23 protein-coding genes are annotated in these 23,136 nt (G+C 38.5%); 19 read left to right on the top strand and 4 right to left on the bottom strand.

The features are described 5' to 3' along the window. Positions 1-53: 53 nt before the first annotated feature. Positions 54-1,337 carry an SLC13 family permease gene (locus RI196_RS09845; protein WP_311066152.1) on the bottom strand — a complete coding sequence of 428 codons (1,284 nt, stop codon included), beginning with the start codon at positions 1,335-1,337 and terminating at the stop codon, positions 54-56. Positions 1,338-2,085: 748 nt separating this feature from the next. On the opposite strand from RI196_RS09845, the gene RI196_RS09840 reads away from it, so the two are divergent. The 4 genes from RI196_RS09840 to RI196_RS09825 all read left to right on the top strand — a co-directional run bounded on the left by RI196_RS09840 (position 2,086) and on the right by RI196_RS09825 (position 6,253). Further along, positions 2,086-2,751 (top strand): GntR family transcriptional regulator, encoded by a 666-nt coding sequence (locus RI196_RS09840; protein WP_063387781.1) that lies wholly within the window; start codon positions 2,086-2,088, stop codon positions 2,749-2,751. Positions 2,752-3,100: 349 nt separating this feature from the next. Continuing rightward, complete coding sequence (locus RI196_RS09835; RefSeq protein ID WP_130158631.1) at positions 3,101-3,898, top strand: enoyl-CoA hydratase/isomerase family protein; 798 nt, start codon at positions 3,101-3,103, stop codon at positions 3,896-3,898. 1 nt (position 3,899) lies between these two features. Continuing rightward, complete coding sequence (locus RI196_RS09830) at positions 3,900-5,099, top strand: CaiB/BaiF CoA transferase family protein (protein ID WP_311066150.1); 1,200 nt, start codon at positions 3,900-3,902, stop codon at positions 5,097-5,099. Positions 5,100-5,407: 308 nt separating this feature from the next. After that, on the top strand, positions 5,408-6,253 hold the full coding sequence (locus RI196_RS09825; protein ID WP_311066149.1) for a P-loop NTPase family protein: 846 nt from the start codon (positions 5,408-5,410) through the stop codon (positions 6,251-6,253). A 591-nt stretch (positions 6,254-6,844) separates the two neighbouring features. Here the strand turns inward: RI196_RS09825 and RI196_RS09820 are convergent. Further along, complete coding sequence (locus RI196_RS09820) at positions 6,845-7,285, bottom strand: helix-turn-helix domain-containing protein (protein WP_130158637.1); 441 nt, start codon at positions 7,283-7,285, stop codon at positions 6,845-6,847. A gap of 148 nt (positions 7,286-7,433) precedes the next feature. Here RI196_RS09820 and RI196_RS09815 point away from each other — a divergent pair, with 148 nt between their 5' ends. The 10 genes from RI196_RS09815 (at position 7,434) to RI196_RS09770 (ending at position 14,626) form a co-directional block, all read left to right on the top strand. After that, the gene (locus RI196_RS09815; RefSeq protein WP_311066148.1) at positions 7,434-7,628 is read left to right on the top strand and encodes a helix-turn-helix domain-containing protein; all 195 of its coding nucleotides are present in this window, start codon (positions 7,434-7,436) and stop codon (positions 7,626-7,628) included. Between the two features lie 670 nt (positions 7,629-8,298). Next, positions 8,299-9,345: an aliphatic amidase gene (locus RI196_RS09810; protein WP_130158557.1), complete on the top strand. Its 1,047-nt coding sequence runs from the start codon at positions 8,299-8,301 to the stop codon at positions 9,343-9,345. Between the two features lie 127 nt (positions 9,346-9,472). Next, positions 9,473-10,162, top strand: coding sequence for a nitrile hydratase subunit beta (gene nthB, locus RI196_RS09805; protein WP_311066147.1), 690 nt, complete (start codon positions 9,473-9,475; stop codon positions 10,160-10,162). 25 nt (positions 10,163-10,187) lie between these two features. Then, positions 10,188-10,838, top strand: a complete 651-nt coding sequence (gene nthA / locus RI196_RS09800; RefSeq protein WP_311066146.1) for a nitrile hydratase subunit alpha — start codon at positions 10,188-10,190, stop codon at positions 10,836-10,838. Between the two features lie 10 nt (positions 10,839-10,848). After that, entirely contained in the window at positions 10,849-11,217 is a 369-nt protein-coding gene (locus RI196_RS09795) for a nitrile hydratase accessory protein (protein WP_130158548.1), read from the top strand. Between the two features lie 270 nt (positions 11,218-11,487). Next, positions 11,488-11,847, top strand: coding sequence for a (2Fe-2S) ferredoxin domain-containing protein (locus RI196_RS09790; protein WP_311066145.1), 360 nt, complete (start codon positions 11,488-11,490; stop codon positions 11,845-11,847). 68 nt (positions 11,848-11,915) lie between these two features. Further along, positions 11,916-12,656 (top strand): energy-coupling factor ABC transporter permease, encoded by a 741-nt coding sequence (locus RI196_RS09785; RefSeq protein ID WP_375338812.1) that lies wholly within the window; start codon positions 11,916-11,918, stop codon positions 12,654-12,656. A 2-nt stretch (positions 12,657-12,658) separates the two neighbouring features. Further along, positions 12,659-12,967 (top strand): energy-coupling factor ABC transporter substrate-binding protein, encoded by a 309-nt coding sequence (locus RI196_RS09780; protein WP_311066143.1) that lies wholly within the window; start codon positions 12,659-12,661, stop codon positions 12,965-12,967. Beyond that, positions 12,951-13,739, top strand: a complete 789-nt coding sequence (cbiQ, locus tag RI196_RS09775; RefSeq protein WP_311066142.1) for a cobalt ECF transporter T component CbiQ — start codon at positions 12,951-12,953, stop codon at positions 13,737-13,739. The genes RI196_RS09780 and cbiQ overlap by 17 nt, the downstream gene beginning before the upstream one ends. Continuing rightward, complete coding sequence (locus tag RI196_RS09770) at positions 13,736-14,626, top strand: energy-coupling factor ABC transporter ATP-binding protein (protein WP_375338747.1); 891 nt, start codon at positions 13,736-13,738, stop codon at positions 14,624-14,626. The genes cbiQ and RI196_RS09770 overlap by 4 nt, the downstream gene beginning before the upstream one ends. 607 nt (positions 14,627-15,233) lie before the next feature. On the opposite strand, the gene RI196_RS09765 is transcribed toward RI196_RS09770, so the two are convergent. Then, positions 15,234-16,541, bottom strand: coding sequence for a cell wall-binding repeat-containing protein (locus tag RI196_RS09765; protein WP_311066141.1), 1,308 nt, complete (start codon positions 16,539-16,541; stop codon positions 15,234-15,236). Positions 16,542-16,841: 300 nt separating this feature from the next. Between RI196_RS09765 and RI196_RS09760 the strand changes: the two genes are divergently transcribed. The 5 genes from RI196_RS09760 to RI196_RS09740 all read left to right on the top strand — a co-directional run bounded on the left by RI196_RS09760 (position 16,842) and on the right by RI196_RS09740 (position 22,131). After that, positions 16,842-18,212 carry a sensor histidine kinase gene (locus tag RI196_RS09760; protein ID WP_063387788.1) on the top strand — a complete coding sequence of 457 codons (1,371 nt, stop codon included), beginning with the start codon at positions 16,842-16,844 and terminating at the stop codon, positions 18,210-18,212. Between the two features lie 2 nt (positions 18,213-18,214). After that, positions 18,215-18,886 carry a response regulator transcription factor gene (locus RI196_RS09755; protein WP_063387789.1) on the top strand — a complete coding sequence of 224 codons (672 nt, stop codon included), beginning with the start codon at positions 18,215-18,217 and terminating at the stop codon, positions 18,884-18,886. 223 nt (positions 18,887-19,109) lie between these two features. Further along, on the top strand, positions 19,110-20,570 hold the full coding sequence (locus RI196_RS09750) for an aldehyde dehydrogenase family protein (protein ID WP_094245888.1): 1,461 nt from the start codon (positions 19,110-19,112) through the stop codon (positions 20,568-20,570). A gap of 525 nt (positions 20,571-21,095) precedes the next feature. Beyond that, positions 21,096-21,338, top strand: coding sequence for a hypothetical protein (locus RI196_RS09745; protein WP_311066140.1), 243 nt, complete (start codon positions 21,096-21,098; stop codon positions 21,336-21,338). A 265-nt stretch (positions 21,339-21,603) separates the two neighbouring features. After that, entirely contained in the window at positions 21,604-22,131 is a 528-nt protein-coding gene (locus RI196_RS09740) for a nitroreductase family protein (protein WP_066251605.1), read from the top strand. Between the two features lie 79 nt (positions 22,132-22,210). Here RI196_RS09740 and RI196_RS09735 read toward each other — a convergent pair whose 3' ends face one another. After that, positions 22,211-23,083, bottom strand: coding sequence for a LysR family transcriptional regulator (locus RI196_RS09735; protein ID WP_063387795.1), 873 nt, complete (start codon positions 23,081-23,083; stop codon positions 22,211-22,213). Positions 23,084-23,136: the final 53 nt, after the last annotated feature.

The raw sequence follows: 23,136 nt of genomic DNA, 5'->3' as shown, positions 1-23,136 counted from the left end.
TGTTCGTTATAAAAAACTGTTTTCTGCCGGTGAAAGGATGATCGTTTGCCATGCTATCCCGCAATTAATACAAAAGCAAGCCAGGCGAGCCCAGGTCCAAGCGCTACGACTACAACAGCAGAAAGTAAAAGCTGTTTAAAAAATACATTCTCTTTTACCCCTTGTACGTTTGCGAGCAGCAATGCACCGTTAGTGGAGAAGGGGCTTATATCGACGATGCTTGAAGAAATGGCAATGGCTGAAACGACACCGATGGAAGAAATGGTCGGGTCCTGTAAAATGGGTGCTGCCAGCGGGATGATAGCTGCCAGAAACCCTGTTGTCGAGGCAAAAGCTGAAACGATGCCTCCTACGTATGACGATGCAAGGGCTGCGATTACCGGATTTCCTACTTTTGCGATTAAGTCAGTCATGTAATCAATCGTTCCAATTGTTTCTAAAACGCCTACGTATGTGACAATACCAGTTATTAAGAGAATCACAGACCAAGGCATCCGTGATAGAACGCCCTTTTGCTGCTTTGGAGCAATTAATGCTAGCACTAATCCTACTCCAAGCGCTGCAAAGCCGATATCGATATCGAACATAAGAGCGAGGACGACGAGTGTGATGATCCCTAAAAGTGTGATGCCTTTGTAAAAAGTTAATCCATTTTCTTGTGATTTATTGTTCTCATTTGCGGAGGACCCTTCAGCTCTAGACACTGCATCTTCTTCGGCAGCAGTTCGCTTTTTTAGCAGCCGAAGTCCTCCCAAAACGATGAACACAATCACAGAAGCAAATACACTGAAGATAAAAGCGTTTATGAAAAGCAACCCCGGCGAATGAGGAAGATCTCTTGCCTGCATAACGCCGTTAACAATCACTCCATAAGGATTAAGCAGTGAGAAGGATCCCGCTGTGGAACCAATCACTAACAATAACCCCATCAAGAGAGGATTAATGTTGTATCGTGCGGCAAAACGCAGCGCAATCGGCGCTAGGATCGCAATAGCAGCAGGTCCCAAAGTGCCGACGCTAGTTAAAATAGCGCAAAGCAAAAACATTATCCAAGGCACGAGACCTAGATTACCTCTGACTAGGCGAAGACCCCATCCGGTAATCAAATCAACTGTCCCGTTTTTCTCAACAATTGAAAACAGATAAGTCACTCCAGCAAGAGTGACGAACAATTCAGCCGGAAAACCGCTGTAAATGTCGTCAATATTTAATCCGCTGAATACAACTCCGACGATAAAAGCAGCTACGAACCCTAAAACACCGAGGTTAATTGGCAAAACTGAACCTACAATAAACATCAACAGAAGCACAATAATTCCAATGAGCTCAATACTCATATTGATTTTTCCTCCTAAGCTTTGGAATGAAAATAGAAAATCCCAAAAATTTGAAACCGCTTTCTAAAAACCCCAGCTTACAAAATCGACGATCGACAATGCATTATAAGAATATGAATGACTAGAAAAAAGGTGACTTTTTATTTGAATATTCTGAAAAATATAATTTCAAATCATAAATCGTCACCTCTCGAAAAAATAATTGAAATGTATGCTTTTATTTTGAATGACATACCTGAACATTTCGGCGACTTCACAAGGAAATCGGCTGCTTATCCTATTTGTTAGAAGGCGGTCCAAGGGCAAAATAAAGAGAGAAACAGCATTTATAAGATTAAGATAAAGTGTTTTTCGCACATTCCCTCCTTTTCTCCGTTTTTCATTCATCACAGATTGTTTACAGCTATTTATTCATTTACAAAAATGTTTACGAAAGCAAAATGAAAAATATGCATCTTTGTCAATTGTCGACAGGATGTACGAAGCGATGAAATATTCGTAATAAAAATTTGAATATTCTTATTTATGAAGTCATTTATAATGGGGGATCACATTAATTTTTATATATGGAGGAAGGAGAACTTCTATAAATTTCGAATAAATTAGAACAGTGCAGCAAACGAAAGATTTGCGGAAAATCTTCCAATACAATGCCGACTTTACAGAATTTTTCGATTTGTATTTATAAACAAGTTATAATAGGATTAAAAAAAATAGACAGTCGACATTATAGAGAGGAAGAGCGGGAATGAAAAATAATCAATTATTTTACAATCATTCGTTGTCCCACAAAATAGCGGAAAAAATAACAAACCAAATTATGGCGGGGGAGCTGAAGCCCGGAGAAAAAATTATTGAGTCCACTTACGCAGAAGAGTTTGGAACGAGCCGGGCGCCTATTCGAGAGTCGCTCTATTTGCTGGAAAATGAAGGGCTAATAGAGCGAATTCCTAGAAAAGGCGCTGTTGTGAAAGGCTATACGGAAGATGAAGTTTATGATCTTCTTGAAATGAGAATCGTATTGGAAAGCCTTGCGATGAAAAGAATTAAAGTCCGCGGGATAAATGAAGAAATTCTTAAGAAAATGGAGCAATTGGTACAAAAGATGTCAGAGGTTGATGACGAAAAACAGTATGCCAATCTGAACCAAGAGTTTCATATGCTCATCATTGAAATGAGCAAAAGCGAAATTATTAAAGAAATGTATTGGAGATTAGGACGTCCTTTGCTTGTACTTCAAAGAATATCGTTTCTTGAAGAGGAGCATATAAAAAAGTCTTTGAAGGAACACCGCATTATTTTAGATTTGTTAAAGGAAAACCTGATCGATGAAGCGCTTGTTTTGCTTGAAAATCATAATCATAGCGTAATTAAAAGGGTCGAAAACAAAACGAAAAATAAACAATCGTACTAGCAGCAAAAAAGGGAAAACAACGAGCGCTGTAAATGTCTTGAAACGAACAACATATACATGATTTTAGGGAGTTCATATGAAGGAGTGAAGCCCTTTTCATATAAGCTCCTTTTTTATTTTTCAGCTTATTGACTGGGCCATAATCAAAACATGACATAAGTAGGTTTTCTCAGCAAATACAAAATGAAAATTTAAAATTTTTAGAATTTTCATTGACTTTTATAACATGAGGGGATATCATGGTTGTAATAAGATGATTGTCGACAGTCGTCCATCTTCTAGGAAGAGCATTTTTTGAATCCTGATGGTTTTGTTAAAAAATATAAAGACAAGAGATAGGTGATTTTTAATGAGGGTAACGATTAGTCAGGTCGAGGCGGATGGGAAAATTATACTTCAGGAAAGTGCCGGGCTTGCCATTGTAACGATCCAACGTCCACGCCTAAAAAATGCTATAACATCGGGGATGTGGAGGGAGCTGGCGGAAATCGGAAGGCTGATTCCTGAAAACCCGAAAACACGAGTGGTGATCCTGCGCGGAAGCAAGGATCAATTTTGTTCAGGTTCTGATTTGAAAGAATTTAACCAAATGTCGATTAACGAAGCGCACGAAGCTTTCCGCTTAATGGAACAAGCCATTTCGACGTTTGAAAAACTTCCGTTGCCAACCATTGCCGCTATAAATGGTCCGGCATTAGGTGCAGGATTTGTTCTATCTTTAGCATGTGATCTTCGGGTTGGGACCTCTAAAGCTAAAATGGGAATCCCAGTCGGACGGCTGGGAATTACGTTAAACCAAATGTTTGTAAAACGGATTGCTGATCTGATCGGAGGGAGCCGGACGATGGATTTAGTTTATACAGGTCGACTGCTAGACGCTTCAGAATGCTGTCAATTGGGATTAGTTAATTACATGGTTCCGGATGATGAGGATGTGGATCATTTTACATTACGTTTGGCAAAAAAAGTTATGGAGCAGTCACCGGCGTCTCTTCTTGCTGTTAAAAGATCTGTCGCCTACAATAAGCCGGCACTTTCATTTCCGTGGGATACAGGTACGGCGTCCAGTATTGACGCAAATGATTTTCCTGAAGGTGTTCGTTCCTTTGTAGAAAAAAGAAAACCAAATTTTAAAGGGAGAGGTTGACATGCTGCCACTTGCAGGAATTAAAATTATTGACTTAACGAGAATATTGAGCGGCCCTTTTTGCACAATGACATTAGCTGATTTAGGCGCCGAGGTGATAAAAATTGAAAGTCCGCAAGGGGATGATACAAGGCAATGGGGTCCTCCGTTCATTAAAAATGAAAGCGCGTACTTTCTAAGTGTCAACCGCAATAAGAAAAGTGTTGTTTTAAATTTAAAAGATCCAAAAGGAAAAGAAATTTTACTGAAAATGGTAGAAGAAGCGGATGTTGTTGTTGAAAACTTTCGACCCGGCACATTAAAAAAGCTCGGAATTGATTATGACATCTTAAAGCAGCATAACCGCGGAGTCATTCTTGCTTCGATTTCCGGCTTCGGTCAAACAGGACCGTATTCAAAAAAGCCTGGCTATGATGTCCTGGCTCAAGGAATGGGCGGGTTAATGTCCGTTACAGGCGAACCAGACGGTACACCAGTTAAAGCTGGATATTCTTTGGCAGACATCGGAGCAGGAATGTGGGCAACAATCGGCATTCTGTCAGCACTTTGGGAAAGAGAGCGTTCAGGTCAAGGACAATGGATCGATGTCTCCTTGCTCGACACGATGGTTTCTTGGCAAACGTACCTTGCCGGCAACTATTTTGCGACAAACAATGATCCAAAGCCGCTGGGAGGAGCCCATCCGAATATTGTGCCTTACCAGGTTTTTGAAGCTTCGGACGGCCACTTTATTCTTGCAGTAGGAAATGACAGCCTTTGGAATTCGCTGGTTGACGTATTGGATGTGGAAGCTCTTAGAGACCGGAAATTTAAAACGAATCCGGACCGGGTTCAAAATAGAGATGAACTGATTTCCATACTTGAAGAAATATTTAAAAGAAAAGCGAGAGATGAATGGGTTGACATGTTGGAATCTGCGAAAATTCCATGCGGACCGGTTAATAAGCTTTCGGACATTTTAAATGATGCCCATATCAAGGAAAGGGAAATGGTCGTTGAAATGGAGCATCCTTCCCTCGGAATCTTAAAAATGCTTGGTGTTCCTGTAAAATTATCGCGCACACCGGGCAGGATCAAAACGGTCCCTCCAGCTCAGGGGGAGCATAGTGAAACCGTTCTAAAGCAAATGGGCTACAGTAAAGAAGAGATAGAAACATTTATAAAAGAGGGGATTATTATTCCTCAACAAAAATGTGTATAATTCGATAAAATTCAGTCGACAATCGACTAAAAATATTTTAATAATTTGCTAGTTTTTTCAAGTAAAAAAACTTCCTCTGTTTTATTGTGTATGATGCTCGATCCAAAGCCTATTTTTTTGAAATTCATGAATATTAATATCCCACATAACAATCGGAGTCCCGAAACAAACATTTGCTGTCATACGAACTGAATTTTCCTGTAAATAGACAGAATAGAGTTTCCGGTTTGCCGGATCCGGTCCGCCTTTAAGTTTTACGGGCATTTTCCTTCAGGTTGAAAGATTTTTAAGAAAGGGGTATTCACCCAATGCGCGTATTCGCTCTTGTTGGCCGCAGCGGCACGGGAAAAAGCACCAGCGCACTTTCTTTTGCACATAGTAAAAACATACCGGCTATGATTGATGATGGATTGTTAATTTATAAAGGGCGAAAAGCTGCAGGGAGTTCAGCGAAATATGAAAAGAACTATATAACCGCTATTAAACGGGCTGTCTTTTTTTATGAGGATCACCGAAAAGAAGTCCAAAATGCTATTAAAGCACTTGATATTCATTCGCTTCTTATTATTGGTACGTCTACAAAAATGGTTGATCAAATTGCGGAAACATTGCAATTAGGAAAAATCACCAAATATTACAAAATTGAAGAAATTAGATCGTCAAAGGAAATCAACATGGCATTATATGTGAGAAAAACAGAGGGGAAACATATTATTCCGATTCCATATGTACAAGTCGAACAAAATATTTTAAAGAAGATCATTATGAAGGGAAAGAAAATTTTTTCTACCCAAAAAGAAGAGATTGGTGAAACAACGATTATCAGACCACGGTTTCATCAAGGAACCATCCACATTTCTGAACACGTTTTAAAACAAATCATTTCCCATGCCTGCACTTCGGTAGAAGCAGTAAAAAAATGCCATCGGATAGATATTGCATTAAACGAGCTGCCGAATATAAAAATCACCCTCACCATGTTTTATCCATTGGATGAAGCATTACCCGTCATCGCAGAAAAGATTCAACAAAAAGTTGCTGAAGATTTTTTAAAGTTTTTAAATATAGAGTTAAATAGCATTACTATTCATATCAGTAAATTGTCGATGGAACACTCTTATCCTGCATCAATGATCCGGACTGCGCGCATATGATTTGGGCTGATAAGTTATGCAAAATTAGGTAATCGTATATAGAGAAGCTAAGAGCTGTTTTAGCAGCTCTTTTTTCATGTCACACATTCTCTAGGTTTCAAATCCAGAATCATAAAGAAAGCAGCAGCGGGTATTATAAGACAAAGTCGTCTATGGTGTGGCGTGAAAACTGAAGGAGACAAAGACAAATCTCAGCCTTGAGGGACACATATTTTTAAACGATCTAAATAGTTATAATGTAATAACAAAAAACTTGGTGTCACACATCGAATTGCCGTTTTCTTTAAGTACTCATATTGTCGCAAGTTTTGGCTGGGGAAGAGGTAACGATATACATAGTTGATTAAATAGAAAATCTATTTGCGAAAATGGTGCTTGGACCGTGAAAAAAAGTGTGCCCCTAATTCGTGGGCACACGCATTACGTTGCAGTTCATCATTTATTGTGTTTTAATTAATAAATTTGGATGTAAGGTCATAACCAAGGATGTTTCCAAGCCTCTCGAACAGAAAGACGATCCTTTTTGATTGCGATTTTAAATGATCAAAGGTTTGATATTTTGCTTATATAATCCATTCGGAGACACCTTTGCTATTTCCAATGTTTTTTTAACTTTTGTTTGGTCAATCGTTTTCCTAAACGAAGAGAATTTTCTAAAAAAGCGATTAAAATCTTCCGGTCTTCTGCGTCTAAATCCTTAATCGATTGTCCGTCAAAATGGGAATACCCATCTCCATTTTCTAAACTATTGATGATCTTTTCCAAATCCTTTGCAATGTCTTTTTCATCTTCTTTGATTAGTGTGGGATAATCAGAATATTTGTTAGAAGGATCATCCGTTCTTCCCAAAAGGTAATCTATGGATACTTCAAAAAAGTCGGCTAATTTTTCGAGGGTTTCAAAATCAGGTTGAGTTTGCCCCAATTCATATCGAGCGTAGGTGGATCGATTAATATTAAGTTTGTCAGCAAGTTGTTGTTGTGATAATCTTTTACTTTCCCTAAGTTTCTTTAATCTATCTCCATAATTCATAGCAAAATCCCCTAATATAATTTACCTTTATTATAGGTGAAGAAAATGCACAATAAAATAATTGTGTAAAAAACGAACAAAAAATATTGACAGTGCAAAAAGTGATCTATATAATTAGTGTAAAAATTACACAAGAGAGGTGGAAAAATTGAAATTAAATATATTAATTCAGCATAGGAAACTACTAGGATATTCTCAACAAGATGTCGCTAATAAAGTTGGTATTGACCGATCCTACTATACTAAAATTGAGAATGGTCTAAAACCAAGTGTGAAAGTAGCGAAAGCAATTGGTCATTTCTTAGGGCTAGACTGGACAATTTTTTTGATGATGATTGTGTGAAAAATACACAAAATAAATCATCAGCCTAACAGTCTAATTTAATACGACAAAAACAAGTAGTTTTGCCTGTCCGATGGAGAGAAGATAATCGGTACAAATAACATTTGTCATCTTAAATACAAAAATAATGTAATAAAACATGACGTATATTAGGACAAGAGAAAAATTGATAAATAAAATATGAACTATAAAATATAGTATTTCGAAAAATAGAAAAATTTATAAATATGTAAATTTATTTAACTAGGTGTCTAGGGAGAATAAATTATATAGATTTACAAAAAAAGGCATTCCTATTTATCTTTTTCTAAATCAATTTGAAAGGGATTATTGCGCTTTAAATCGTGCGAATTTTCTTGAAATATTTTTTCGTTCTCACTTTCTATATTTTTTACCTTTTAAAAAATCATTAATAAATGCAATCATCCTATCTTTACTTCTTAGTCTTCAAACAGCGTGAACCACTAATAGAACTTCTTTTAACTTTTCATATGATGATGTGATGCCGCCAGACATACTTAAAAACTATGCATTGATTCATTTAGAAATTCTTTAAAAGGAAATAGTTAGATTTAAAGGAGGTGATGCCTGGGGAAGTCGAACAGCAGGTCTATATATTTATTATATTTAATTCACTTCCAACATTTTATAACAAAAGGAGGAAAAAGGCATGAGACACGGGGATATTTCAAGCAGCCACGACACAGTAGGAATAGCGGTGGTCAATTACAAAATGCCGCGTTTGCACACGAAAGCAGAAGTTATTGAAAATGCAAAAAAAATCGCTGACATGGTCGTAGGGATGAAGCAAGGTCTTCCAGGTATGGATCTCGTCGTTTTCCCGGAGTACAGCACAATGGGAATTATGTACGATCAGGATGAAATGTTTGCCACTGCAGCTTCCATACCAGGAGAGGAAACAGCTATCTTTGCTGAAGCGTGCAAAAAGGCTGATACATGGGGGGTATTCTCACTAACCGGGGAAAAACATGAAGATCATCCGAATAAGGCACCTTACAACACACTAGTTCTCATTAATAACAAAGGAGAGATTGTGCAAAAGTACCGCAAGATTATTCCTTGGTGCCCGATCGAAGGATGGTATCCGGGAGATACCACTTATGTCACGGAAGGACCGAAGGGGTTGAAAATCAGTCTCATCGTTTGTGATGACGGAAATTATCCTGAAATCTGGCGCGATTGTGCGATGAAAGGCGCAGAATTGATCGTCCGCTGCCAAGGCTACATGTATCCGGCAAAAGAGCAGCAAATCATGATGGCGAAAGCTATGGCTTGGGCGAACAATACCTATGTAGCCGTTGCCAACGCAACAGGGTTTGACGGAGTTTATTCATATTTTGGCCACTCTGCCATCATCGGTTTTGACGGACGCACACTAGGTGAGTGCGGAACGGAGGAGAATGGTATACAGTACGCAGAAGTGTCCATCTCTCAGATTCGTGATTTTAGAAAGAACGCCCAGTCCCAAAATCATTTGTTCAAGCTGCTTCACCGAGGCTATACTGGCTTGATCAACTCCGGAGAAGGCGACCGAGGCGTAGCGGAATGCCCATTTGATTTTTATCGCACTTGGGTACTCGATGCAGAAAAGGCAAGAGAAAATGTAGAGAAGATCACTAGAAGTACGGTTGGGACAGCAGAATGTCCGATTCAAGGAATCCCAAATGAAGGAAAAACAAAAGAAATTGGTGTGTAATTCTGGAATACCAATTGTTCAATGCACAATAACTGCATTTTCGTCATTTTCCTTAAGTGTTAAATGAGATGACTAACATATGTCATCGGTAAAAATAAATTCTTAATCAAAGATGGGAGGTAAACAAATGAACGGTATTCATGATGTTGGAGGTATGGATGGATTTGGAAAAGTTATGTATGTAAAAGAAGAAGAGGACATTTATTTTACACATGATTGGGAAAGACTTGCGTTCGGACTTGTAGCTGGTTGTATGGCACAAGGATTGGGGATGAAGGCTTTTGATGAATTCAGGATCGGCATTGAGCTTATGCGTCCAGTGGATTATTTGACGTCGTCGTATTATGGCCATTGGATTGCAACCGTTGCATACAACTTAGTAGATACGGGAGTATTAGACGAAAAAGAACTAGATGAACGAACGGAGGTTTTCTTGAAGAAACCTGATACCAAAATACCACGAAGAGAGGATCCGGCATTAGTGAAGCTTGTAGAAAAGGCACTGTATGATGGCTTATCTCCGCTCCGTGAAATTTCAGCTTCTCCTCGGTTTAAGGTAGGAGAGAGAATCAAGACGAAAAACATTCATCCAACTGGTCATACGAGATTCCCTCGATATGCCCGTGACAAATATGGTGTCATTGATGAGGTATATGGAGCTCATGTTTTCCCTGATGATGCTGCTCATAGAAAAGGAGAAAACCCGCAATATCTTTACCGGGTACGTTTTGAGGCTGAAGAATTATGGGGATATAAACAGAAAGATTCCGTTTATATAGATCTATGGGAAAGTTATATGGAGCCTGTTTCACATTAATCATTTTTTGAAGGAGGAATACAATATGACGATTGATCAAAAAAATACTAATATAGATCCAAGATTTCCACATCATCATCCGCGTCCACAATCATTTTGGGAGGCACGTGCAAAAGCTCTTGAATCCTTGTTGATTGAGAAAGGGCTTCTTTCCTCAGATGCTATTGAAAGGGTAATAAAACATTATGAGCATGAGCTGGGACCAATGAACGGAGCAAAGGTCGTAGCGAAGGCTTGGACTGATCCTGCTTTTAAACAAAGATTGCTAGAAGATCCAGAGACTGTATTAAGGGAGCTAGGATACTATGGTTTACAGGGTGAGCATATCAGGGTAGTAGAAAATACGGATACGGTACACAATGTTGTAGTCTGCACCTTATGTTCATGTTACCCTTGGCCATTGCTTGGTTTACCGCCTTCATGGTACAAAGAACCTGCTTATAGAGCTCGTGTCGTAAAAGAGCCGAGACAAGTGTTGAAAGAATTCGGATTAGATCTTCCAGATTCAGTAGAAATCCGGGTATGGGACAGCAGTTCAGAAATTCGCTTTATGGTATTGCCGCAAAGACCTGAAGGTACGGAAGGAATGACGGAGGAGGAGCTTGCAAAACTTGTTACTCGAGACTCCATGATTGGTGTCGCTAAAATAGAGCCGCCTAAAGTTACGGTAGGATAGGAGGAAAACAATGAAAAGTTGTGAGAATCAACCTAATGAATCATTGCTTGCGAATATGTCCGAAGAAGTCGCACCTCCTAGAAAAAACGGAGAATTAGAATTCCAAGAGCCTTGGGAAAGACGCTCTTTTGGCATGACTCTTGCTTTGTACGAAGAAAAGCTGTATAGCTCTTGGGAGGATTTTCGATCCCGCTTGATTGAGGAGATCAAGGGGTGGGAGACCGCGAAACAGAAGGATAATTCTGACTGGAACTACTATGAGCATTGGCTGGCCGCCTTGGAACGACTAGTAGTGGAAACAGGAATGTTAAATAAGCGTGATGTCGACACACGTACAAACGAATTTCTTACTGGAAAACGAGATGAGGTTTTTTATTAATCAAAAGGGTCTTTAATAAATGGGGCAGCGTTTGCTTGCCCCATTTATTAAAAAACATACTTTTCCTTATGAAAATACAGTAGAAAAGTTTGGTTGCCGCTGTCAGTAAAGTAATTTGTATTTGTTTCTAAATCATATAAACAGAAAAAATGACATGTTCAACCATTTTACTCAATTGTTTCAAATATAGGTTTTAAGTAAGTCATTCGATTGAATTTGGCTTGATGCGTTCAGCTGTTTGTGCACGCATCAAAAGGGGAGATTTTATTAATGGCAACTTGGAATTTTGATTTTTTAAAACATCATATCCTTATTTGTAACGGTTCCACTTGTATGAGAAATGAAGCGGAGCAAGTAACAGAAAGTATACGCCAGGTAATAAGTCAAAAAGGACTGGAAAATTATATTCATACAACAAGAACTAGATGTAACGGGAGATGTAAAGATAAATGTGTTGTCGTGTTGTATCCAGAAGGAATATGGTATAAACAATTTCGACCTAGTGATGCCCCGTCATTTGTTGAAGCGCTGAGCAAAGGGGTGCCATATGATCAAAAAGTCAGTCATTATTATAAAAATGGCAAATTTAAAAGAACGGATTATACAGTAAAAGGTATATTGAAAAAATAAATTCATATAGAGCAAGTATTATATTTTTATCATGGAAAGGAGGAGCAAGGATGAAAGCTGTAAAAACGATGAAGAACATATTCATCATCATGTATTTCGCATTTCTATTCGTTTTTATCCCGGAACAGGCCTTCGCCATGCATATTATGGAAGGTTTTCTGCCGATTGAATGGGCTTTATTTTGGTGGGGGGTTACTTTACCTTTTTTAGTTATAGGCTTACTTTCTATTAAAAAGAAGCTTCAGGAGCATCCTGAATTCAAGATGATGCTAGGTTTATCTGGAGCATTTGCATTTGTGCTGTCAGCATTAAAAATCCCTTCCGTTACAGGAAGCTGTTCACACCCAACTGGGGTAGGATTGGGTGCTGTCCTTTTCGGCCCGACAGCGATGAGTGTTGTTGGATTTATTGTTCTCTTTTTCCAATCATTATTGCTTGCTCATGGGGGGATCACAACTTTAGGAGCTAATGCCTTTTCGATGGCTGTTGTTGGACCCATCATTTCTTATCTAGTTTATAAAGGAGCTTCCAAAGCAGGTTTTTCATTTTCTATTGCCGTCTTCTTAGCTGCTACTTTAGGTGATTTGGGCACATATGTGATGACATCCTTTCAATTAGCTATAGCTTTTCCTTCCGAGGTTGGCGGTATGATGGCTTCTTTTGCTAAATTCTCTAGTATTTTTGCTTTTACGCAAATTCCTTTGGCAATCAGTGAAGGACTGTTAACAGTCATTATTATGAATGTGTTAACAAAATATAATCTACAAGCACTGAAGCTGTTGCATGTTTTACCTAAGGAGGGCCGTTAAAAATGAAGAATTTCATACTGCTTTTAATTGTGGTGATGCTCAGTGTGTTCCCGCTTTTGATCCATCAAAATGCAGAGTTCGGCGGGGCAGATGGACAAGCGGAAGAAGAAATCAGTAAAATTGCGCCTGAATATAAACCATGGTTTCAAGCTCTTTGGGAGCCTCCAAGCGGAGAAATTGAAAGCTTGTTATTCGCTTTGCAAGCGGCAATCGGGGCTGGGTTTATCGGATATTTTATTGGCCTGATGAGAGGAAAAAATAAACAGGCTGGTGAAAAAGACAAGAAGGTGCCGTATGCTGCTGATCGATAAATATGCGTATTTCAACGGGCTGCGTAATGTTCATCCAGTGGAAAAAATCACGCTTTCTCTTTGCTTGCTTTTGTTTATTTTAATCGCCAAAGCCCCTTTGGTGTCTCTCTTCGCTTTTATAGTATTGAGTACTTTTATTGTTGTTGTCGCAAGGATTCCTCTGTCATATTATATGAAACTGCTTGCAATACCAATGTTTTTTCTATTTTCAGGAATCGTCACGATCCTCATCTCTTTCACCGATGGCCAAACTTTCAACTCGGATGTTATTTGGTCCACGCATATAGGTGACTGGCAAATTTTCATAAGCAAAGAAAGTCTCAATCGATCGGTAAATCTTGTTTTTATGGTACTGAGCAGTGTGAGCTGTTTATACTTTTTGATTTTAACGACACCATTGACAGCCATTCTCCAAGTATTGCGGAAGCTAAAGTTACCTCCATTATTTATTGAGTTGATTACGTTAACGTATCGATTCATTTTTGTATTCTTGGAAGAATCAGTAACAATATATCAATCGCAGTCTTCCCGGCTTGGGTATATAACCATTAGACAAGGCATGAAGTCGCTTGGACTATTGATTTCTGTCCTGTTTTTAAAAGTATTTGAACGGACGAAACAATTAACAATTGCTATGAACTCCAGAGGATATGAAGAGGAGATTTTGTTCTTTGATCAATCGTATCGCTACTCCTCTGTCAATTGGTTCACCATCGCAATCATTTTTGCAGGAATGATGATCATTTATGTACAGTTTGGAGGAATCTTATGATGCAGCCAATTCTTTTTAATATCGATCAATTATCTCATTGTTATGCTGATGGTACCATTGCTTTGAGAAACGTCACTCTTACAATTAAGCAAGGAAAGAAAATAGCCTTATTAGGAAATAACGGTGCTGGGAAATCTACACTGCTGTTACATTTAAACGGAATTCTGCGGCCAACAAATGGAGCGATTCGTTTTAAAGGAAAAGAAGTGGCGTATGATCGAAAATCGCTGCTTTCGCTGCGCAAGCAGGTGGGAATCGTTTTTCAAGACCCGGATTCTCAATTGTTTTCTGCCAGTGTCATCCAAGATATTTCTTTTGGTCCGCAAAACTTGGGTTTATCAAAGGAAGAAGTCTTACGTAAAGTAGAGTGGGCCATGGAACAGACAGAGACGACAAGATTTAAAGATAAACCTACCCATTTTTTAAGTCTAGGGCAAAAAAAGCGTGTCGCTATAGCAGGGGTCCTTGCGATGGATCCTGACATCATGATTCTTGATGAGCCGACAGCCGGTCTCGATTCTTATTACTCGAAACAAATCATGAAAGTATTAGATCACATACAAAAACAGGGAAAAACTATTATTTTATCCACCCATGATGTGAATCTTGCTTTCGAGTGGGCTGATGAGCTTATCGTCATGAATGACGGGGAAATCCTTTGTTATGGAGATCCGGCCACAGTATTCGAACAGGATAAATTAATAAGAAAAGCCCATTTAGAGAAACCGTGGGTTATGGAAACCTTCCAAACTCTTGTACAAGCTAAAATTTTTCCTTCAAATGAATCGATGCCGAAAAGCAAAGAAGAATTGTTTGAAAAGATTAAAGATGCAAGCAGCAATTTCAAAATCTCTCCTTCTTATATGCAAATTCCTATTTTGAATTAGGTAACAGACAGGATCACTCCTGTATTTTCTTTGTAAAATATTCGGTCTTCAGGTTTAATGTAACAGAACGGGAAGGAAATCAGTTTAAAAAAATTTAAAGTGTAATTTACTTATCGGTAGAAGCCTGAAGCTTTCTTGCTAAATTGATTAGAAATAATAAGGCGAGCACAAATACATCAGTTAAAGGTTTATAGAAATTCCGTATACATTTGAACTGGCAATCAACCCTTTGCTGTCCTCGCAGCATAAAAAGGAAAGAAACCGATACACAAATTTATCTCTTGTTAATCCGCCATTTTCAAACATTTTTAGTTAATTGAAAACGCCAGTTTATTCATCATGAAGAATACTCAATGTTTTCAATAAATAGGGAAATATACAATTAACAACAGATGATGTGTCTTGTACGATTCTTAGTTTTGCACTTTTTGTTATTTTGGGAAATGGAAAAAATTTACTTGGTCCTCGGGGGGCAGAAAGAATATAAAATTCCTCAAACAGCAGGAAGCTAAATGGAAGCGACCTTTCACACTTACCATATGAAGCTGTTTATTTACTTTAAAAAGTTAAGGAAAACCGGGCGTTCAATTTTCACGCCCGGTTTTCCTTAATGCCCTCCATGCCCGTGTCCGTCTTCCTGAGCAATTTCAAGCTTGTCATCTAGAATTCCTTGTGTTTGAAAGGAAATTTGTTTTTGATCTCCGATGATAAAACCATGATTGTAAGGACCTGTTGTCGGGTCATCTTGAAAGGTTGGCTTGATGCTTGCCAAGAAATCATATGTTTCTTGTTGAAGCTGTCCTTTGTTTAACCAAATCATCGGTGCATGTTTGCCGAGATGTGAAAACGGAGCGGCAGCTAAAGCAAGCTCTGGTGAATCTGTTGAAATAAAAGAAACACCATGGCCCGGTTCCGTTATACCCCATCCGAATTGAGTGTCTTTATCTTTAAATTTGGCAAATTCAATCGAAGTGGTTACAGGGTCATTTCCAGCTATTCGATGAACAGTCCCGTATTCTTTCAATTGATTTTCTACATCTTTAGAAATAACCTTCTCTGGTCCTAAAATATAAATGTTTGCTTTCTTGTTCCGTTTCTTAAGCGCATCTTTCGTTTCTTTAGGAAGCTCGTGTTCAGCAGCAAACAGTATAGGCTCAGGCATATGGGAAATCCAATTAACGGCTGGTATGGAATATAGTTTATGTTGATCCTCTGAAGAAACGATGATCACGCTTTCTGGATAGCCTTCGGATACTTCTGCATAAGCTTGATCGACATTTCTTGCGAATTCTGCGGGATTTTTTCCTTTGATCTGTTCTATTTTATAACCTGACAACTGGTTGATGACATTGTTTGAAACATCTCCTAACACAACAATTTGAGTGCCGTTCCGGTTCCCAGTCGGATTTAACCGTTTGATTTCACTCAACACTTTATCGGGAATGTGATCTTGATGAATCAGTAAGATCGGGCCGTTATTTGGATGATGGATTAAGTCAGCTCCGGCTAATGTTGTTTGCCATTGACCAACAGGCGACAGAATAACGGCTCCGGGTTGATTTTCTTTATGTGTGGCAGGCCAAATGGTTTGGGATACGTAAATGGATGCACGAATTGGATCGGCAACAGGAATTCTCGTTATATTTTTCGTGTTTTGAACAATTAAGCTTTCTTCAGCATTAGGATTAAATTGTGCGGGCGCTTTGGAAAAGGCTTGATTTTTTGTGCTCTGAGTGTCTTTTCCGTTATGATTGGCATGATCATTCATATTTTCGTGGTCCATTTTTTCATGATTCATGTCTTCCGTATGTTCTCCTGTATGGCCGTTGCTGCTTCCGTTGGAACATGATGCAGAAAAGAGCATGAAAGCTGTTAAAACGGTAAGAAAAATCAGCAGCTTACTATTTTTTTTCATTCTAATTCCTCCTCCTAACATTTTCTTTGCATCTGTTTTAACAAAAAAATGTGCAAAAATGATGGAGACGGTCCCTTTTTGATCCTGTAAATTTTTTTATGCGAAAATTATTTACTCGCCAAAAGGTGTGCCCGCATTTGGCATCCGCTCACTGTTTTAAAGTTCGGACGGGGGAGGACAGATAAGCGTTGGATGAAAATGATATAATGAAAAAATGAGAACAGAACGTTCGGTTAAAGGCGGCGAAGAGCTTTCCTTTTTGAAGAGAAAGCTAGTTGGCTGATAAGGAAGGGACAAAAAGTGAAAAAAATTTCGTTTAAATTAGGGCTGCTATTTTTCGTATTTGTTTTGGGAGTCGAAATCATTTTATTTGTCTCATTGTACATAACTTTGGTCAATTCAAGAATTGAGGAGGAGTTTGAGCATCTATTGGCGAGAGGGAATAACCATCGCGATGTGCTGGAAAAAAACTTTGACCATTCCACGCTGGAGCATGTGACGATGATGGAATCGGAAGCGGTGACGGATGTAGTGATTACAAATGAGAAAGGCAATATATTGTATTATTCCGATGACATATTGCCTTTTGCCAAAAAAATTGTAAATACAATGGACAGAACGATTCCGCATGACGGAATAATCGTGCAAAGAAATTGGCAAAAAGAGTCGCATATAGCGACAGTAAGCCCGATACGTATTGACGGCAAGATCAAAGGGTATGTCTATATGTTTCAAAATACCGATGCTATTCAAAAAATGATCTATAAGTTAAAGCATCATTTCGTTTTGGTTGGATTTCTTTCGGTATTTTTAACCATTTTGACGATCGCTTTTTTATCAAAAGTGATAACAAATCCCCTTATTCGTATGAAACAGGCAACCGAAAAATTGAGCAAAGGCGATTTTTCTGTTCGCTTGCAAGTGAAAGGGGAGGACGAATTGGCGGAGCTGGGGGAAGCGATTCAAACATTGGCGAGAGATTTGGAATATTTAAAAAAAGAAAGAAAAGAATTTCTTGCCAGCATTTCTCATGAGCTCCGAACCCCTCTTACATATGTAAAAGGGTATGCAGATATCGCAAGAAGGCCGAATCTAAAAGAAGAGGAGAGGAACCGCTATTTGTCCATTATTTATGAAGAAGCGGAGAATATGCAAAAGCTTGTAAAGGAACTGTTTGAATTAGCAAAGATGGATCAACATTCATTTCAAATCCATAAGGAACCGGCCAACTTGTGTGATTTCTTAAAGAAATTACATGACAAAATGCTACCTGCGTTTCATGAGAAAAACATGTCACTTATCTATAAATGTGAAAAAAACATTACCGTCCAAATTGACCAAAAGCGATTTGAGCAGGTGATGATCAATTTGTTGGACAATGCTTTAAAATATTCCGATGAAGGCTCAGTTGTATCGATTGAAGCAAGAGCGGAGAAAAACAGCATAGTGATCATTGTTTCAGACAATGGAATCGGAATTCCAGAGGAAGATTTGCATCATATTTTTGAACGATTTTACCGAGTGGATAAATCAAGATCAAGAACAAGCGGCGGTACTGGTCTCGGATTGGCCATTGTTAAGGAGATCGTCGAAGCGCACGGAGGAACGGTTTACGCCGCCAGTGAATACGGAAAAGGAACAAACGTTGTTATCACGCTGCCGGAGGTATAAGGATGTACACGATTTTGCTCGTTGATGATGAAAGAAAAATGTTGGACTTGCTGGATCTTTATCTTTCCCCTCAAGGATATCATTGCGTCAAGTGCGAATCAGGATTATCAGCCATCCGATATTTAGAAAACAACAAAGCTGAACTTGTCCTGCTCGATATTATGATGGCGGAAATGGATGGCTGGGAAACCTGCCGGAAAATAAGAGAATTTTCAAACGTTCCTATTATAATGGTAACAGCAAGAGACCAAACATTCGACATTGTTAAAGGCCTCAAACTCGGTGCGGACGACTATATAACAAAACCGTTTGACGAAGCTGAACTGCTTGCTCGCATCGAAGCGGTGCTGCGTCGTTCCGCAGGAAAGCGTTCAATTATTGATGTTCAAGGATTGGTGTGGGATCAAGAAGAACATAAAGTCCATTTTCAAAACGAAGACATATTATTAACGCCGAAAGAATTCGATATTTTAGGGCTGCTTTTAAAGCACCCGAACAGAGCGTTCAGCAGGGAAGAAATCATTGTGTCCTTATGGGGATACGATGCCGAGACCGAAGAGCGAACCATCGACTCTCATATAAAAAATATTCGCGAAAAACTGAGACAAGCCGGTTTTCCAATCGATCAATTTCTTCACACTGTTTGGGGAGTAGGGTATAAATGGGGGAAATAGCTATATTAGCAGATTAGGTTTCAATGTCTGCTGAGCGGGATTGTATGCATCTTTTATATTGTTGAAAGGAAGATGAGAGCCAGCTTATGTCCGGCTCTTTTTTTGTTTTTGGAACCAATTTACAGTTCATCTGTCATTTGCTTTCCGGCCTTTAGCAAGAATAATTTTGTGCGAACTATAAAAAACTACACTAAAATAAATAAATTGTAAAAGGGGGAACGATATGGAGCGCTTTGAGGAATTGAACAAAAGTTATATTAATGGTGAATGGGTCGAGGGATTAAGTAAGAGAACATATGAAAATTTGAATCCTTATGATGGAACTGTCATTCAAACGATTCGGCTAGCGACCTCACAGCAACTTGAACAAGCTTTTTTAAACGCAAAAGAAGCTCAAAAAGAATGGGGAAAAACGTCTTCTTGTGAGCGAGAAGAAGTGCTACGGAAAGCAGCGGAATTTTTCAAAAAAAATCGCGACGAAATCATAAAAGTGATCTCTCGTGAAACAGGCGGAAGCTTCATAAAGGCTAACGTTGAACTTGACTTGACGGTAGGGCTTGTGGAAGAAGCTGTGAAAATGGCCAAGAAATTAGATGAAGTGAGGGAAATTGAAGCCGATATAAAGGGGAAAGTGAATCGTGTTTATCGTCTTCCTTTAGGAGTTATAACATCCATCTCGCCTTTTAATTTTCCGATGAATTTATCCATTCGGACAATTGCTCCTGCTATTGCACTTGGAAACAGTGTCGTTCATAAACCTGATATTCAAACAGCCTTGACAGGAGGATCAATCATTGCAAGGGCATTTGAATATGCAGGACTGCCAAAAGGTGTTTTTCAATGTATTTTAACGGATATTGATGAAATTGGCGATGACATGCTCACTTCTCCGCATTCACAGCTTATTAGCTTTACTGGTTCAACGCCAGTTGGCAAGCATATCGGAAAAATTGCCGGCAGCATGCTGAAAAGGGTTGCCCTTGAACTAGGCGGAAATAACCCGTTCATTGTTCTGGCAGATGCAAATGTAGACCGTGCTGTTGATGCAGCTATTTTTGGAAAGTTTATACATCAAGGTCAAATTTGTATGATTGTAAACAGAATTATTGTCCATAAAAATAAATATGATGAATTTGTACAAAAATTTGTGGAAAAAGCCAAATCGTTGCCTTACGGAGACCCGTCTGACCCGAAAACAATTATTGGACCGCTTATAAACGAAACACAAATTGAAAAAGCTTTAAATATTATAAATGAAGCAAAAAAAGAAGGAGCAAAAATTGCGTTGGAAGGGAAGCGTATCGGAAATATTTTAACTCCGACTGTATTTGTGGATGTTGATAACAACAGCAAGCTTGCTCAAACTGAGTTATTTTCACCAATTGCTACGATCATGAAAGCGGAATCAGACGATCATGCCATTGAAATGGCGAATAATACAGAATATGGTTTAAGCTCTGCGATTTTTACAGAGGATTTAAGTGAAGGTGAACAACTAGGACTTCAAATTGAAAGCGGAATGACTCATATCAATGATCAAACAGTCAACGACAGCCCGACAATTCCGTTTGGCGGAACAAAGTCGAGCGGAATGGGTAGATTTGGAAATCCTTGGGTGGTAGAAGAATTTACGATGACAAAATGGATTTCGATTCAAAAAGAATATCGAAAATATCCTTTTTAACAACATCCCGACCTGCCAAACAATAAGGGATTTTTGAACGAACAGTTAATGGATAACTGAAAATGAATTTGTGTATCATTTTTGCTTGGCAAATAATCATGACGTTTCCAAACTCTTTCCCGCGATTTTTGGGAAAGTTTTTTTATGTTGTGCACTTTTAATAATCTAGAAATGAGCAGGATGATCTTTTCTAATCTCGTGATATGAGCATAGATAGTTTTACTGTCACTATTTCTGCATCTTTTTAATATTCAATCCGGCTTCAAAAAACGATGAAGCGTGTGTCTCGTTATCTTAGGCAGCGATGGATTACGACTCAAGAAGCTTTCCAGCTTGTCGTTAAATATTTTCATTTATACTCTATTGGATAATAACGGGTGAATACTGGCTGCTTATTATCCGATTTCACTTTCAATCCGGCTTTAGCGTATTGTTCCAATTATTTTAATTATCATTGTTTAGAAATCTCTAATGTTCCAGTACCAACAAAAAAATGTTATTATTGGATAAAAAGGAGAAACATGTATGTCAAAAGAATCTGTTTCAGCTTTAGGGTATATACTTATTTCTATTGTTTTGATAATTTCAATTTATTTGTTAATTGAACCCAATTCACTAGTGCCTGAAGCATATAAGCTGGCTGTTGATGGTTATGTAATTGCTAGAACTTTAGTAATTCTTTTTATCTTGTATTTAGTGTCAAAACTAGGATTTTTATTTATAAATAAAAAAAAATTAACTTCAAACTGTGAAATAATTAAAAAGTAAAGTGAATGGCTCTGTCGGTATCATAAAGCTGCCATTATAGACAGCAGCATCTAAATAATAACGCTGTTCGTCCATTCCTATATTTTAATTTTTCGGAATGAAACTTGCTAAGTTTTGGCTAAAATGATTCTTTTGTGGATCCATATGAATCGATATAATGATTCCATATCATGTATTGAACAGGAGAGGGAAAAAATCGTTTATGAAAAGGTACATTCATACGAAAGCAAAATAGGCGAAAAAATAGAAAGAAGGATGAAGGTGCATGAACGTTTTTGAAGCTATACAGAAAAGACGTGAAATGACAAAGTTTCTAGATCAGCCTATACCAAATGAACGGTTGGAGCAAATTTTAGAAGCAGCTTATTTAGCCCCTTCTGGGAACAATCTTCCTTCCAGGGAGTTTATACTTATAACAAATCGTGAAAAGCTTGATGAATTGGCAAACGCCACGCCTTTTGTTTCTTGGTTGAAAGAGGCGAAAGCGGCCATAGCCGTTACAGGCTGCCCGGAAGTGAGCAAATATTGGCTGCAGGACGCCTCGATCGCATGCGGTTTTATATGGCTGACTGCAACTGAATTAGGTTTAGGGGCTGCTTTTGGTGCGATATATCACTCACAGGATCAAGCAGAATCAAAAAAACGGGAAGACTTTGTCCGGACAGCCTTAAACATTCCATCAGACCGCCGCGTAGTTGCAATATTAGGTTTAGGTTATCCTGAAAAGGAACCGCCCGCAAAAGAAATGGTTCGGAAGGAATCTATTATTCATTATGAACGGTTTCAAACGTAATTACGTTTGCGGAAATTTTGAAAAACCTTTTTCCAAGCAACATATGTAAGGAAAAAGGTTATACGAGTGTCATAGCATTTTATGGAATTTTTTGAAAATCGAGCTTTTCCATAAACTCGACAAACGCTTTCACAAATTTCAGTTGGATCGATTCCTTGTGATAAAACATCCAAGTTTTTCTTAAAATGGGCTTCCCATTTTTCGATTTCAGATCGATTTTATAAATATCGTCGGCATCATCTAAAATCAAGCTTGGCAAAATTGCGTAACCTAATCCGTTCAACACCATTTTTTTGCACGTATCTGCTTTATCGACTTCGATGCTGATCAATGGTGGTTGGGAGTAATTCTCAAACCACCAATTGTCCACTGCCGTTTTTAGCAAGGGATCCGTCCGGTAATCAATTCTCGGCAAATTTGGAAGCTCCCGGAGATCTATTTTGTCTTTAGAAGCAATACAAATGGATTCCTCAAATAGTAATCGTTTTTGATCGTTCCAGCTGTAAGCTCCTTTTACGAAAGCGACATGGACTTCGTGGCTGTGGATCAAATGGGCTATCTCGCTGCTCGAGCCTGTCAGGACCTTAAATTCAATGTCGGGATACTCGTTTTTAAAAAGCTTTAAAAGACCGGGGAGTTTATAATCTGTAAAGTAATTTGAAACCCCTAATCTTAATGTGCCGGTTACTCGGTTCTCCATGTTCACAACATTTTCTTTTATTTTTTGTATTTTCAGCAGCATTTGATTCGCACATTTCGCTAAATATTCTCCCTGCGGGGTAAATTCAACTCCCCGCCTTCCTCGATGAACAATCTGTACACCGAATTCCTTTTCAATTTGCTGAAGCCGGTTTGTTAAAGCTGGTTGAGAAATATATAAATTTTTTGCAGCTTTTGTAATGTTTTTTTCGTTGTAGAGAACTTTCAAAATAAGCCAGTCTCGATCATCCATCGTCATCACCTCTCTTTTTCCATCAATAATTTTTATAATCATGCATAGATTAT

Source organism: Aeribacillus composti (genome assembly GCF_031760945.1).
Taxonomy (GTDB): Bacteria; Bacillota; Bacilli; order Bacillales; family Aeribacillaceae; genus Aeribacillus; species Aeribacillus composti.
This window is presented reverse-complemented; position numbering and strand designations above follow the sequence as displayed.